The organism is Arthrobacter sp. StoSoilB5 (assembly GCF_019977235.1).
Lineage (GTDB): Bacteria > Actinomycetota > Actinomycetes > Actinomycetales > Micrococcaceae > Arthrobacter.
In genome coordinates, this window is the sequence record NZ_AP024646.1 from 877,081 (window position 1) to 892,582 (window position 15,502).

At 61.5% G+C, this 15,502-nt stretch carries 7 protein-coding genes and 1 rRNA gene; 7 read left to right on the plus strand and 1 reads right to left on the minus strand.

Going from position 1 to position 15,502, the window contains the following annotated elements; all coding sequences use genetic code 11:
• Window positions 1–101 precede the first annotated feature (101 nt).
• Genes glgX through LDN75_RS04230 form a run of 3 tightly spaced genes read left to right on the plus strand, consistent with a single transcriptional unit; the run spans window position 102 to window position 3,057 of the window.
• A complete protein-coding gene (glgX, locus tag LDN75_RS04220; RefSeq protein WP_223937478.1) occupies window positions 102–2,216 on the plus strand; it encodes a glycogen debranching protein GlgX in 2,115 nt (704 codons plus the stop codon).
• A 10-nt stretch (window positions 2,217–2,226) separates the two neighbouring features.
• Entirely contained in the window at window positions 2,227–2,691 is a 465-nt protein-coding gene (locus LDN75_RS04225; RefSeq protein WP_223935925.1) for a ribonuclease domain-containing protein, read from the plus strand.
• Window positions 2,692–2,697: 6 nt separating this feature from the next.
• Window positions 2,698–3,057, plus strand: a complete 360-nt coding sequence (locus LDN75_RS04230) for a barstar family protein (protein ID WP_223935926.1) — start codon at window positions 2,698–2,700, stop codon at window positions 3,055–3,057.
• A gap of 78 nt (window positions 3,058–3,135) precedes the next feature.
• Here LDN75_RS04230 and glgP read toward each other — a convergent pair whose 3' ends face one another.
• Window positions 3,136–5,760, minus strand: coding sequence for an alpha-glucan family phosphorylase (gene glgP, locus LDN75_RS04235; protein ID WP_223935927.1), 2,625 nt, complete (start codon window positions 5,758–5,760; stop codon window positions 3,136–3,138).
• Window positions 5,761–5,912: 152 nt separating this feature from the next.
• Here glgP and LDN75_RS04240 point away from each other — a divergent pair, with 152 nt between their 5' ends.
• The 4 genes from LDN75_RS04240 to LDN75_RS04255 all read left to right on the plus strand — a co-directional run bounded on the left by LDN75_RS04240 (window position 5,913) and on the right by LDN75_RS04255 (window position 15,439).
• Window positions 5,913–7,973 (plus strand): alpha-1,4-glucan--maltose-1-phosphate maltosyltransferase, encoded by a 2,061-nt coding sequence (locus tag LDN75_RS04240; protein ID WP_223935928.1) that lies wholly within the window; start codon window positions 5,913–5,915, stop codon window positions 7,971–7,973.
• Window positions 7,973–9,769: a maltose alpha-D-glucosyltransferase gene (gene treS / locus LDN75_RS04245; protein WP_223935929.1), complete on the plus strand. Its 1,797-nt coding sequence runs from the start codon at window positions 7,973–7,975 to the stop codon at window positions 9,767–9,769. Before LDN75_RS04240 ends, treS begins: the two co-directional genes overlap by 1 nt.
• 1 nt (window position 9,770) lies before the next feature.
• Window positions 9,771–13,427: a 1,4-alpha-glucan branching enzyme gene (locus tag LDN75_RS04250; protein WP_223935930.1), complete on the plus strand. Its 3,657-nt coding sequence runs from the start codon at window positions 9,771–9,773 to the stop codon at window positions 13,425–13,427.
• Between the two features lie 491 nt (window positions 13,428–13,918).
• Window positions 13,919–15,439: ribosomal RNA gene (locus tag LDN75_RS04255) — 16S ribosomal RNA — on the plus strand.
• Window positions 15,440–15,502 lie beyond the last annotated feature (63 nt).

A 15,502-nucleotide genomic window follows, 5' to 3' on the forward strand; every position in this document is an offset into this window, starting at 1 on the left:
GACGGCCGTAGCCTGTGCCCACCGGAAAATCGATGTGGTGGGCGCCGTCACATGGGCGGCCAACTCAGCACTCACTCTGTATGGAACTAAACTTGCAAGCAATGGTTATGCCTATTTTGGACCCAGCAGCCGCCTTGGATGCATCGCGCCCCAGGCCCCTCGGACTGAGCGAGCCCCAGCCCGATCTGTTCGATGCCGTCACCCAGCAGACAAACAACGTCAACGTTGCAGTGTTTGCACCGGACCTGGAACGCGTTGAAGTCGCCTACCAGGCGCCAGGTGATGGTTGGCGGGTCCACACGCTCCCCAATCTGGAGGACGGCGTGCATTTTGGCATCGTCAGCGGTATGCCGCCGGGCACGCGATACGGTTTCCGTGCGGCACCGTCAGGGGGCGGGCTGCCGATGTCAGTACCGGCCCTGGACTTTGACGACGACGGCGAACAGTCACTGTTGCTCGATCCCTACGGTCGCGCCGTGGATCAGCGGGGCGAGTTCCTCACGAGTGTCCACATGGCAACAGACTTCGACTGGGGCGACGACGCACCGCCGCGGACCCCTATGCGTACGTCAGTGATCTACGAGGCCCACGTCCGTGGGCAGACGATGCTTCACCCGGACATCCCGGAGCACCTCCGCGGGACGTATGCCGGAATGGCGCACCCGGTGATGATCCAGCATCTGACGGAGCTTGGAATCACTGCTGTGGAACTCCTGCCCATCCACTTCCACCTGGACGAGTCCCACCTGCAGGACCTGGGCATGACGAATTACTGGGGGTACAACACTGCTGCGTTCTTTGCCCCTCATGCCGACTACGCCACTGAGGCTGCGCGGAACGCCGGGCCCCACGCTGTGCAGGATGAGCTCAAGGGCATGATTAAGCTGCTCCATGCCGCCGGCATCGAGGTCATCCTGGACGTCGTTTACAACCACACGGCCGAAGCCGGACCGGACGGACCTGCACTGAGTTTCCGCGGCCTTGCGGAGGACCGCTACTACCGCCACGATGCGCATGGGCGCTATCTGGATACCACCGGGTGCGGCAACACCTTGGACTTCAGCGATCCTGTGGTGGTGGACCTGACCTTGGATTCCCTTCGCTATTGGGTCAACGAGTTCCATGTGGACGGTTTCCGGTTCGATCTTGCCGTGACGCTGTGTCGCGACGCCGGCAACCAGTTCGATCCGCGGCACCCCTTCCTGCGGGCCATCGAGGAAGACCCTGTCCTCTCGGTCGTGAAGCTCATCTCCGAACCATGGGATGTTGGCTACGGCGGCTGGCAGACCGGCCGCTTCCCGCCTGGATGGTCGGACTGGAACGATCACTTCCGCGACGGCGTCCGCCGGTTCTGGTTGTCTGACCGGGCTGCGATGGAGGCCGGGGGCCAAGGCGGCTCCATTGCGTCGTTGGCAGAGATCATGGCCGGTTCGGCCAACCTGTTCGCATCCTCGGGACGCACACGCCTGGCGTCGGTCAACTTCGTCACAGCACACGACGGTTTCACGCTCAAGGACCTTGTCAGCTACGACCGTAAGCACAACGAGGCCAACGGCGAGCAGAACCGTGATGGGCACGGCGACAACCGCAGTTACAACCACGGTTTCGAGGGCCGCAGCGAAGACGAGGCGATTGTGGCCGCCCGTGCGCTGTCCATCCGGAACCTCATGGCCACGTTGCTGTTGTCCATCGGTGTCCCCATGATCACAGCCGGTGACGAGCTCGGCCGCACGCAGCAGGGCAACAACAACGCTTACTGTCAGGACAACCCCACGGCATGGCTGGACTGGAGCCGGACGTCGGAAGCCAACGCCATGTTCCGGACCACTCAGGAGCTTGTGAAGCTTCGCCGCTGGTTCCTGCGCCACCAGCCCGAGAACTTCCCCGCGAAGGCCAACGACGCGAGCCTGCAGTGGTTCGATGACAAGGGCAAGCGTATGACTCCGGCGCGCTGGAACGATCCCAGCGTGCGCTCGGTTCAGCTGCTGATGGGCGCGGAAGACAGTGAAGTTCGCGGGCTGATCGTGGTGAACGGCAGCAACCAGGACATGAAAATGGTGCTGCCCGAGATCCTGAGCGAAACGGGAATCGGCAAGCGCATGTTCGAACTCCGTTTCACAACCTCGGTGCTGCATGAACGCCGGAAGGGTGCGCTGGTGGCCTCGGGCGAGCGGGATATCCTGCAAGCCAACACCATCAACATTTATCGCACGTAGGAGCCCCTGCATGAAACGGAGCAGCAGCAAACTGCTGGCCTTCGCAGCTCTGGTGATTGCCGTCGTCGCCCTCGTGGTCGCAATGGTGGGCGGCGGCCCGCTGACCGCCCCTCAGGAAACGTCAAGCGCTCAAACCACGACGGCGGAGCCTGGCTCCGCGTCAACGCCGCCGTCCGTGGCAAACCCCTCTGCGCTGCCCACCATCAACGCCTCGCAGCTACCCAAGGAAGCGCAACAGACGCTTGCCCTGATTGCGAAGGGCGGTCCGTACCCCTATGACCGGGACGGCGTGACCTTCAGCAACTTTGAGGGCCTCCTGCCCAAGAAGTCAGGCGGATTTTACAAGGAATACACCGTCCCAACGCCAGGCGAGTCAGACCGCGGCGCCCGCCGGATCATTGTTGGCAAGGACACTGCCAAGTACTACACCGCTGACCATTACGATTCGTTCAAGTTCATCGTCGAAGGCAAGTAGGAGCCCATGAAGATCTATTCCGCAGACACCTGGACGCTCGAAGAACTTCAGGAGCAGGTGGCAGACGCGGGGCGCAGGGCCGTCCTCGTCCCGCCGGCCACAACAAAAAAGGCTGTCCTGGAGGTCTTTGGCCAGGTCCTGGACTTCCCGGAGTACTACGGCGTGAACCTGGACGCCCTCAACGACTCCCTGCATGACTTCGCTGATGCCCTGTCGGACGACGACGGCACTCCCGTCACGATGATCTGGCAGGTCCCTGCGGCCTACCGGACGGACCGTTCCTTCGGCGTAGTCTGCGAAATCCTGCAGGACGCAGAAAAATACGCCGGCCGGGATTTGGCGGTCATCGCCGTCTTCGAGAACTAGTCGCGGGTAAAGACGTTTCTGGCCCGCTATTCCGTTGTTGAGCAACAACGGAATAGCGGGCCAGGAACGAGTTACGGACTACGCGTTCGCGATCAATCCAAGCTCAGCCTTCGAAGCCAGCGCAGAGTGCTTCGGGAACACCCGGACGGTGTATCCGAAGGACCCGGAGCGGTTGATGACCAGGTCGCCATGGAAGAGATGGCGTCCGCCGCCGAGGTTCTCCAAGGAGGCCAGTTCGGCTACGACGATGTCCTCAAGCTCATCGGACTCCTCGGCGCGCCCGAAGGCCACTTCCACGGAGACGTCGTCAGGGGTCAGGTTGTGGAGTGCTACGTACGCGTTGACCTGCAGGGTGTCGCCAACCTGGGGTTCTTCGGATACTCCAACGGAATCGACGTGTTCCACGACGACGTCGGGCCAGGCGCTGCGGACCTTGGAGGTCCAGGCCGCGAGTTCCTTGGCTTCCTTGAAGGATTCCGCAGTGGCCCGGCGCCCGGCTACCGCCGCGGGGCAGTACAGGTTGTTGACGTAGTCGTGGAGCATGCGTTCGGCTGAGACTGCCGGGCCCAGGTTTGCCAGGGTGTGCTTGATCATGGACACCCAGTGCGTGGGCACGGTCTCGCGGGTGGATTCGGAGGGGCCTGCAGCGCCTGCGCCCTGGGCGACGGTGGTCCCGTAGAAGCGCGGTGCCACTTGGGTTTCCAGCAGCTCGTAGAGTGCGGAAGCCTCGATGTCGTCGCGTTCATCGGCGGATGCGCCGTTGTTGGCCGTGGGGATCGCCCAGCCGTTTTCGCCGTCGTACATTTCGTCCCACCAACCGTCCAGGACGGAGAGGTTGAGCGAGCCGTTGATGGCCGCCTTCATGCCTGAGGTGCCGCAGGCCTCCAGCGGACGCAGGGGGTTGTTGAGCCAGACGTCGCAGCCGGGGAAAAGTGTGCGGGCCATGGCGATGTCGTAGTTCGGCAGGAACACGATCCTGTGGCGCACCGCGGGGTCGTCAGTGAACCGGACAAGGTCCTGGATCATTTTCTTCCCGGCGTCGTCTGCGGGGTGCGATTTTCCTGCGATGACCAGCTGGATGGGGTGTTTGGGGTGCAGCAGGAGGGCCTTCAAACGCGCGGGGTCGCGCAGCATCAGCGTGAGCCTCTTGTAGGTGGGCACCCTTCGGGCGAAGCCGATAGTCAGCACGTCCGGATCCAGTACGCTGTCCGTCCATCCAAGCTCGGCGTCGGCGGCGCCGCGTGTCTTCCACGAGGCGCGCAGCCTGCGTCGAACGTCTTCCACGAGCTGGGCGCGTAGTTCCCTGCGGAGCCCCCAGACGTCCTCGTCACTGACGTTGTATGCGAGGTCCCAACGGCCAAGGGCCTCGGCTTCCGCACCGAACTGCTGCCGGGCCAAAGACGATATCCGCGGGTCCACCCAGGTGGGAACGTGGACGCCGTTGGTCACGGACGTGATGGGGATTTCGGAATGGTCGAATCCGGGCCAGAGGCCGGAGAACATTTCCCGCGACACCACGCCATGCAGCTTGGCCACGCCGTTGGCGCGCTGCGCGAGGCGCAGGCCCATGACGGCCATGTTGAAGACGGAGGGGTTGCCGCCGTCGAAGTTTTCCCGGCCGATTTCCAGGATCCGGTCCACAGGCACAGCAGGGGCGAGCCCGGCTTCGAAGAAATGCTTGATCTGGACGGTCTCGAATCGGTCGATGCCTGCCGGGACAGGGGTGTGCGTGGTGAAGACGGTGGATGCACGTCCCGCAGCGAGGGCCTCGTCCCAGGTGAGGGGATCGTTGGCGTCGGACATGGCTTCCTGGATACGTTCGATTCCCAGGAATCCTGCGTGGCCCTCGTTCGTGTGGAAGACCTCCGGCGCGGGAGTGCCCGTCAGTTCCTGGTACACGCGCAGGGCTTTGACACCGCCCATGCCCAGCAGAAGTTCCTGCTGGAGGCGGTGATCGCCGCCACCGCCGTAGAGGCGGTCGGTGATTCCTCGGGCGGCTTCATCATTGGAGGGGACGTTGGAGTCCAGCAGCAGCAGCGGAACGCGCCCGACGTCGGCACGCCACACGTGCGCGTGAAGCTCCCGGCCGTTGGGCAGCGGAAGCGAAATGTGCACCGGCTTGCCGGGAACGCCGTCCTTGGAAGGCTGGCGGAGAAGCGTCAGCGGCAAGCCGTCCGGGTCCAGTACCGGGTACGTTTCCTGCTGCCAGGCGTCCCGGGACAGTGACTGCTTGAAGTAACCGGCCTGGTAAAGGAGCCCGACGCCGATCAGCGGCACACCGAGGTCCGATGCGGCTTTGAGGTGGTCGCCAGCGAGGATGCCCAAGCCACCGGAGTACTGGGGGAGAACCTCGGTAATGCCGAACTCCGGCGAGAAGTAGGCGATGCAGGCAGGGGCCTCTTCACCCAGGCCCTGGTACCAGCGCGGCTCGCTGAGGTAACGGTCCAGATCCGCTGCAGCTTCCTGTACGCGGTTGACTACCTCGCCGTTGTTGGCCAGGTCCTGCAACTGCTCCCTGCTGATGGATCCCAGGAGGGCGATGGGGTCGCGCTGCGCGGCCTCCCAGAGAGCCGGGTTAAGGCTCGCAAAAAGTTCCCTGGTGGGCCGGTGCCAGGACCAGCGCAAGTTGGTCGCCAAGCGGGCCAGTGGCCGGATGGGCTCAGGGAGGACGGTACGGACTGTAAACCTTCGAATTGCCTTCACGAGCGCCACACTAACTGACTCACATGGCAGTCGGAACTGCTTTGGGTTTCTTTTAGGTAAAAGTCATCTTGCGTCGCCAAGATGGCTCGTGTGCTTAGCATTCTTGGATATTTGTCGCTAACGTCGTGGTTGTGACGAATACCTCGCGAACCATGACCGCTTTGAAATCCAAGACGAAAACGGACATCACCGCCGGACTTCGCTTCGGCCGGTTCCCCATCACGGCCGTCCAGCCGGTGGTTGAGGGTGGCCGGTTCCCGGCGAAAGCCCTTCCGGGTGAGGACCTCGCCATCGGCGCGACGGTTTTTCGTGAAGGACATGATCAACTCGGTGTTTCCGCTGTCCTGCTCGATCCCAGGGGCAAGGAGCGCCAGCGGGTCCGCATGGCACCGGCCAAGGATGAGCGCTGGAAGGGCCTGGACCGCTGGGAAGGTTTGCTCTCGCCGTCCGGGACCGGCGCGTGGTCTTTCGTCATTGAGGCATGGCATGACCGCTACGGAACGTGGCACCACAATGCTGAAGTGAAGGTGGGTGCCGGCATTGACGTCGAGTTGATGCTCGCCGAGGGCGCTGCCCTTCTTTCGGAGGCAGCAGACGACGACGCCGGCCGCACCGCCGCAGAGAAGCGCACCCTCCGTGCTGCTTCAGTCGTCCTGGCAGACACCACCAAATCTGCCGAGGAACGCCTTGGCGCCGGTTTCAGCCCACAGGTGCTGGCCGCCGTCGGACGCGTTCCGATCCGTGAATTGGTGACCGTTTCCGAGCAGTTCCCGCTGCAGGTGGAACGGGACCTCGCCGGTCGTGGTTCCTGGTACGAGTTCTTTCCCCGCTCCGAGGGCGCGGTTTTGGATCACGCCACAGGTGTTTGGACCTCGGGCAACTTCCGCACCGCAGCAAAGCGCTTGGAGGCGGTTGCGGAGATGGGCTTCGACGTCATCTACCTGCCACCTATCCATCCGATTGGTTTCCAGCACCGTAAGGGCCGGAACAACACGCTGACACCGGGCCCACAGGATCCGGGTTCGCCGTGGGCTATTGGTTCCAAAGACGGTGGCCACGATGCCATCCACCCTGACTTGGGCACCTTTGATGATTTTGACGCTTTTGTGGCCCACGCCCGCGAGCTCGGTCTCGAGGTCGCGCTGGACCTGGCGTTGCAGGCAGCCCCTGACCACCCCTGGGTGACGTCCAACCCGGAATGGTTCACCACGCGTGTTGACGGGTCCATTGCGTATGCAGAAAACCCGCCAAAGAAATACCAGGACATTTACCCCCTGAACTTCGATAACGATCCGGCAGGCCTTTCCAAGGAAATCCTGAGGATCGTTCAGTTGTGGATCAACCATGGCGTGAAGATTTTCCGCGTGGACAATCCACACACAAAGCCTGTCTGGTTCTGGGAATGGTTGATTGGAAAGATCAACAAAAAGAACCCCGAGGTAGTTTTCCTGGCGGAGGCGTTCACTCGTCCACCCATGATGCACGCATTGGGCCGTGCAGGGTTCCAGCAGTCGTACACCTACTTCACCTGGCGGAACACCAAGACGGAACTGGAACAGTACTTCCACGAGGTCAGCCACGAGAGCGCGGCTTTCTTCCGGCCCAACTTCTTTGTGAACACGCCGGACATCCTCACGGAGTACCTCCAGTTCGGCGGCCCCGCGGCCTTCCGGATCCGTGCTGTCCTTGCTGCGACGGCAAGCCCGCTCTGGGGTGTGTACGCCGGCTACGAGCTGTATGAACATGTGGCACGGCCGGGTGCGGAAGAGTACATCGACAATGAAAAGTACGAGTACAAGGCCAGGGACTGGGAAGGTGCAGCCGCCTCCGGCCGGACGTTGGCGCCGTACATCACCAGGCTTAACACAATCCGCAAGGACCACCTGGCCCTGGGCGACCTGCAGAACCTGACTTTGCACAGCAGCACCGATGACGCAACGATCGTGTACTCCAAGCACAAGACGTTGCCGGACGGCACCAAGGACACCTTGATCATCGTGGTCAATGTGGATCCGCACAGCGCCCGCGAAAGCACGGTCTCCCTGGACTTGGCGGCCCTGCAGCTGGACCCGGCAGACTTCAACGAGGACGGCCGGTTCCTGGTGGATGACTTGATCAGCGGTCAAAGCTGGTGGTGGGGCGAGCACAACTACGTCAGGCTCGACGCACACGTTGAGCCCGCACACATCCTGAGCATCCGGAGGCAGCCTTAGTGAGTTTTTCTCCGCAAAACCCCAGCCAGTACTTCACTCCGAAGAACACCTTCGAGCTGAATGCTCCCGGTCTCCAGCATGATCCGCACTGGTACCGGAAGGCAGTCTTCTACGAGGTACTGGTGCGGGCCTTTGCGGATGCCAACGGGGATGGCTCCGGTGACTTCCACGGCTTGATCGAGAAACTGGACTATCTTCAATGGCTGGGCGTTGACTGCCTCTGGTTGCCGCCGTTCTTCCATTCCCCGTTGCGTGATGGCGGCTATGACATCGCCGACTACACCTCGGTGTTGGATGAGTTCGGCACCATCAGTGATTTCAAACGCCTCGTGGCAGAGGCGCATGCCCGCGGCGTCCGGGTGATTATCGACCTTCCGCTGAACCACACCTCGGACCAACACCCGTGGTTCCAGGAGTCCCGGAAGGACCCCACCGGGCCCTATGGCGATTTCTACGTCTGGAGCGATACTGACGAGAAATACCAGGATGCGCGCATCATCTTTGTGGACACGGAAGAATCCAACTGGACCTTCGACCCCATCCGGCGCCAGTTTTTCTGGCACCGCTTCTTCAGCCACCAGCCGGACCTGAACTTCGAGAACCCCAAAGTCGTTGAGGCCCTCTACGACGTCATCCGGTTCTGGCTCGACCAGGGAATCGATGGCTTCCGCGCCGACGCCGTTCCATACCTCTTTGAGGAAGAAGGCACCAACTGCGAGAACCTGCCAGCTACCCATGCGTTCCTTCAGGACCTGCGCAGGATGGTGGATGCCAACTACCCCGGACGCGTGATCATCGCCGAGGCCAACCAGCCGCCTCATGAGGTGGTGGAGTACTTCGGCACCGAAGAAGCCCCCGAATGCCACATGGCCTTCCACTTCCCGATCATGCCCCGGCTCTACTACGCCCTGCGGGACCAGAAGGCGGCTCCGATCATCCAGACCCTGCGGGAGACTCCGGATATTCCCAAGGGAGCCCAGTGGGGTACGTTCCTGAGGAACCACGATGAACTCACCTTGGAGATGGTCAGCGCGGACGATCGTGCCGCCATGCTTGGCTGGTACGCACCGGATCCCCGGATGCGTGCCAACATCGGTATCCGCCGGAGGCTGGCGCCACTGCTTGACAATTCCCGCTCTGAGATTGAGCTCATCAACGCGCTGTTGCTTTCCCTGCCGGGCAGCCCTTTCCTCTATTACGGGGACGAGATTGGCATGGGGGACAACATTTGGCTCGATGACCGCGACGCCGTCCGCACTCCGATGCAATGGAACCCGGACAGGAACGCGGGTTTCTCAGGCGCGGATCCGGGCAAGCTGTACCTGCCGGTGATCCAGTCCCTCGTCTACAACTACAGCATGGCCAACGTCGAAGCAGAGGCCGCGCACTCAGGTTCACTGTTGCGATGGACCCGGCAGATCCTGAGCGTGCGCAAGAACCACCCTGTGTTCGGCCTGGGAAGCTTCCGCCACGTGGAAGCTGACCACGAGGTTGTACTGGCCTACGTGAGGGAACTGCCGGCGGGCAACCCTGAAGGCGAGGACGCGGAGACCATTCTGTGCGTCTTCAACCTGTCCCAGCATCCCGTGGCCGCCAGTCTGGATCTGCCGGAGTACGCTGGCAGGGGCTTCCGCGATATTTTCGGTGGCCAAACCTTCCCGGCTGTCGGAGACAATGGCCAACTGACGGTCATGCTGGGCAGCCACAGCTTTTATTGGCTGCGGCTGCGCTCGGCGTTTTCAAACCCCTCATCGCCATTTACGCAGGCGATCCCCGTGGTGTCGACCAAAGGATGAGATGAAAAAGGGAACACTTAACCCCTCGATCGAAAGTCTTCTCCGGAGCTGGCTTCCCACTAAACGCTGGTTCCCGGTGAAGAGCCCCGACTTTGCGCTGGAGCGTGTTGGCGGCTTCGACCTCCCATTCCCGGGAGGTAGCGCCGGATTGCAGGTTGAACTGCTCGCCGTGACGTATCGGACGGCCGACGGCGGTCCCCGGACTGACATTGTCCAGGTGCCGTTGAGTTTCAGAAGCCAGCCGTTGCCAGATGCTCCCACCGCCTTGCTGGGGGAAGTCGCGGACCCGGAACGCGGGCTGCGACTGGTGTACGACGCCGTTTACGACAGCGACTTCATTACGGCGTGGCTGGATCTCATGCGGCGGGAGGACATCGTGGGCGACGGCCTTGCGGCCGGCCATCTCACGCGGGGCCGCGTTGCGTTTCCGGAAAAGCCCGCCTCCGTCCGGGTGGTCTCCGGCGAACAGTCCAATACATCCGTCATCATTGACGACGGCGTTTCGACGGCGATCGTGAAGATCTTCCGCGTGTTGGCGGCCGGCAAGAATCCCGAAGTGGAGCTGGGCGCCGCGCTGACGGCGGCAGGGACCACCGAGGTCCCGGCAACGCTCGGTTGGATTACGGGTTCCTGGGACAGCAAAGGACCCAGCGGATCGGCCACTGGCGAGCTTACCGTTGCCCACGAATTCCTGCTGGGAGGACTGGATGCCTGGCGGCTGGCTGTCGAAGCCGCCGCGGCAGGTGCCGATTTCACCCACGAGGCCCATGAACTCGGTGCCGCCACAGCGACGGTCCACGCCAGGCTCGCGGAAACTTTTGGCACACATGACGGCCAGGCGCAGGGCGCCGAAATCATTGCGACCCTGGCCCGGCGTGTCCGCCAGTCATGGGCGGAAGCGGCCTCCGCCGTCGGGCCTTATGAAGGCAACCTCGAAGAGCTGCTTGCCGCGCTGCATCCCCGCGATGTGGGCCAGCTGCAGCGCGTCCACGGCGATCTCCACCTTGGCCAAATCCTCAAGGTTCCCGGAAAGGATGGCGCGCCTGGCAGGTGGGCCATCCTCGACTTCGAAGGCGAGCCCCTCCGGACAATTGACGAGCGCAATACCCCCGATCTCCCATTGCGGGACGTTGTGGGCATGCTCCGCTCCTTCGACTATGCGGCAGGAGCCGCTGTCCGTGAGAACGCGGAAGCCAAAGTGCCCGCATCCTGGGTGGATGACTGCGCCACCGCGTTCCTGGCGGGATACAGCGAAGTCATGCCGGGAACCATTGACCGCCGCTCGCCGCTCTTTGTGGCATTGTGGCTGGACAAGGCCTTATATGAGGTGGTCTACGAGTTGCGGAACCGGCCGGACTGGCTGTCCATACCGGTCAACGCATCGCGGCAAATCCTCGACAACACGAGCCGCGGCAAGCACGCCGCGGCTACAGCGGAAGGTAATGAAATGACAGGCTCTGCACGCACCGAACGGCCCCGAGTTCCCCTGCATGTGGACTCCGAGACCTTGGCCCGCGTGGCAGCTGGAGCCCACCACGCACCACACTCCGTGCTGGGTGCGCATCTGGACGATCACGGCCACGTCACCATCCGGACCGTGAAGCACCTCGCAAAGTCGGTGACGGTGGTGACGGAGGCCGGACGCACTGCCATGGAGCACGAAGCCAACGGCATTTGGGCCGCTGTCCTGGATCCGCTGCAACACGGCCATGTGCCGGACTACCGCCTGGAAGTGGTGTACGACGCCGAACCCGTCACCATTGATGACCCCTACCACTACCTGCCTACCGTGGGTGAAGTGGACCTGCACCTGATCGGCGAGGGCCGGCATGAGCGCCTCTGGGATGTCCTCGGCGCCCATGTCCAGCACTACCGCTCTTCGTTGAGTGAAGTTGACGGTGTTTCCTTTGCTGTGTGGGCCCCGAACGCCCAGGCCGTCCGGGTCAAGGGGGATTTCAACGGCTGGGATGGCCGTAGCCATGCAATGCGTTCCCTGGGGTCCTCCGGTGTCTGGGAAGTCTTCATTCCCGGGGTTGTAGCAGGGGCGTGCTACAAATACGAGATCCTGAGCAAGTCCGGGCATTGGCTCGAAAAAGCGGATCCTTTGGCCTTCGGTACGGAAGTTCCGCCGCTGACGGCCTCCCGGGTGGTCGACTCCAGTTACCGGTTCAAGGACGCGGAGTGGATGACCGCGCGTGCCGAAAAGGATCCGCACAACTCGCCCATGAGCGTCTATGAGGTCCACTTGGGATCCTGGCGCCTTGGCCTGGGTTACAAGGAACTGGCCAAGGAACTGGTTGACTACGTGAAATGGCTCGGTTTCACGCACGTGGAATTCATGCCGGTGGCAGAGCACCCCTTCGGGGGATCCTGGGGCTACCAGGTCACGTCCTACTTTGCCCCTACCTCCAGGTTCGGGCACCCCGATGAGTTCCGTTTCCTGGTGGACTCCCTGCACCAGGCGGGGATCGGCGTCCTCCTGGACTGGGTCCCGGCTCACTTCCCCAAGGATTCATGGGCACTTGCCCGTTTTGACGGCGAGGCATTGTACGAACACTCAGATCCCAACCTGGGGGAACACCCGGACTGGGGCACCCTGATCTTCGACTTCGGACGCACAGAGGTGCGGAACTTCCTGGTTGCCAACGCGCTCTATTGGCTCGAAGAATTCCACATAGACGGACTCCGCGTGGACGCCGTGGCTTCCATGATCTACCTGGACTACTCGCGCGAGGAAGGACAGTGGCAACCCAACAAGTTCGGTGGCCGCGAGAACCTCGAAGCAATTTCCTTCATGCAGGAGGTGAACGCGACCGTTTACAAGACGCACCCCGGCGCTGTCACCATTGCAGAGGAATCCACCGCGTTCCCAGGTGTCACAGCCCCCACCAATCATGGCGGGCTGGGCTTTGGCCTGAAGTGGAACATGGGATGGATGCACGATTCGCTGAAGTACATCTCTGAAGACCCCATCAACCGCAAGTGGCACCACGGCACCATCACGTTCTCCATGGTCTATGCGTTCTCGGAGAACTTCCTCCTGCCCATCAGCCACGACGAAGTAGTCCATGGCAAGGGATCGATGCTTCGCAAGATGCCGGGTGACCGTTGGCAGCAACTGGCAAACCTCCGCGCTTTCTTCGCCTACCAGTGGGCACACCCCGGCAAGCAGCTCATTTTCATGGGCACCGAATTTGGCCAGGAAGCCGAGTGGTCGGAGCAGTACGGGCTCGACTGGTTCCTGGCTGACATCCCGGCGCATCGTGGGCTTCAACTCCTGGTCCGCGACCTCAATGGCCTATACAAATCAACGCCTGCGCTGCATGTCCGTGACAACGAGCCCGGCGGCTTCCAGTGGATCAACGGTGGAGATGCCGACCACAACGTGCTGACCTTCATTCGTTGGGACCACGACGGCAAGCCTTTGGTGTGCGCAGTCAACTTCTCCGGTGGCCCCCACAACGATTACGTCCTGGGAGTGCCGGAAGCAGGGGAGTGGGTTGAAGTCCTGAACACCGATTCTGAAACCTACGGTGGTTCGGGCGTCATCAATGCTGGAACACTGAAGGCTGCGTCACCGGGCACTGACGGCCAGCCGGCAGCGTTGACCGTGACACTTCCACCGCTGGGAGCCTCGTGGTTCGCGTTGGCTGAGTAGTTCCTTGGATCAGGGAGGGTCTGGAGCTTGCCGCTCCGGGCCCTCCTTCCCTGTGTTTCAGGGGTTTCTGAGGTGGTGAGGGAGACCTCTACCGACGGGCTTTGCCATCTCGCTGGAGTAGGGGTATAGTTAGTACCCGCGCTGGTCCCCGAGTGGAGATCGCCAAGCCGACAAGATACCGCAACGAAAAATCAAGTCATGCTTGCCGATTTGACTCCGAGAGGTCCAGCGGGTAAGTTTGAAAAGTTGCTCCGGAGCGATCCAGCGAAGGCTGGTGGTACAGCTTTGGAATAGTGACCTGTTGTTTGAGAACTCAATAGTGTGCCAAGTTTGTTGATGCCGATTGTTTTATTGATTGGTTGAAATTATGGCCGGATTGCTGCGCACCCCCGTGTGTGGTGGTCTGGTTTTCAGCTGGTTTCGAATTTTGTGCAGCCATGGTCCGTCGTTATTTCCGGTGGGTGTGGTTGTGTCTGTTTGATTTTTTGTTTTCAACGGAGAGTTTGATCCTGGCTCAGGATGAACGCTGGCGGCGTGCTTAACACATGCAAGTCGAACGATGATCTCCAGCTTGCTGGGGGGATTAGTGGCGAACGGGTGAGTAACACGTGAGTAACCTGCCCTTGACTCTGGGATAAGCCTGGGAAACTGGGTCTAATACCGGATATGACTCCTCATCGCATGGTGGGGGGTGGAAAGCTTTTGTGGTTTTGGATGGACTCGCGGCCTATCAGCTTGTTGGTGGGGTAATGGCCTACCAAGGCGACGACGGGTAGCCGGCCTGAGAGGGTGACCGGCCACACTGGGACTGAGACACGGCCCAGACTCCTACGGGAGGCAGCAGTGGGGAATATTGCACAATGGGCGAAAGCCTGATGCAGCGACGCCGCGTGAGGGATGACGGCCTTCGGGTTGTAAACCTCTTTCAGTAGGGAAGAAGCGAAAGTGACGGTACCTGCAGAAGAAGCGCCGGCTAACTACGTGCCAGCAGCCGCGGTAATACGTAGGGCGCAAGCGTTATCCGGAATTATTGGGCGTAAAGAGCTCGTAGGCGGTTTGTCGCGTCTGCTGTGAAAGACCGGGGCTCAACTCCGGTTCTGCAGTGGGTACGGGCAGACTAGAGTGCAGTAGGGGAGACTGGAATTCCTGGTGTAGCGGTGAAATGCGCAGATATCAGGAGGAACACCGATGGCGAAGGCAGGTCTCTGGGCTGTAACTGACGCTGAGGAGCGAAAGCATGGGGAGCGAACAGGATTAGATACCCTGGTAGTCCATGCCGTAAACGTTGGGCACTAGGTGTGGGGGACATTCCACGTTTTCCGCGCCGTAGCTAACGCATTAAGTGCCCCGCCTGGGGAGTACGGCCGCAAGGCTAAAACTCAAAGGAATTGACGGGGGCCCGCACAAGCGGCGGAGCATGCGGATTAATTCGATGCAACGCGAAGAACCTTACCAAGGCTTGACATGAACCGGAAAGACCTGGAAACAGGTGCCCCGCTTGCGGTCGGTTTACAGGTGGTGCATGGTTGTCGTCAGCTCGTGTCGTGAGATGTTGGGTTAAGTCCCGCAACGAGCGCAACCCTCGTTCTATGTTGCCAGCGGTTCGGCCGGGGACTCATAGGAGACTGCCGGGGTCAACTCGGAGGAAGGTGGGGACGACGTCAAATCATCATGCCCCTTATGTCTTGGGCTTCACGCATGCTACAATGGCCGGTACAAAGGGTTGCGATACTGTGAGGTGGAGCTAATCCCAAAAAGCCGGTCTCAGTTCGGATTGGGGTCTGCAACTCGACCCCATGAAGTCGGAGTCGCTAGTAATCGCAGATCAGCAACGCTGCGGTGAATACGTTCCCGGGCCTTGTACACACCGCCCGTCAAGTCACGAAAGTTGGTAACACCCGAAGCCGGTGGCCTAACCCTTGTGGGGGGAGCCGTCGAAGGTGGGACCGGCGATTGGGACTAAGTCGTAACAAGGTAGCCGTACCGGAAGGTGCGGCTGGATCACCTCCTTTCTAAGGAGCTGCTAACAACTGCTGGTGTCCGTGTATGCGGGTGCGTGGTGGTTGTCAGTGTTG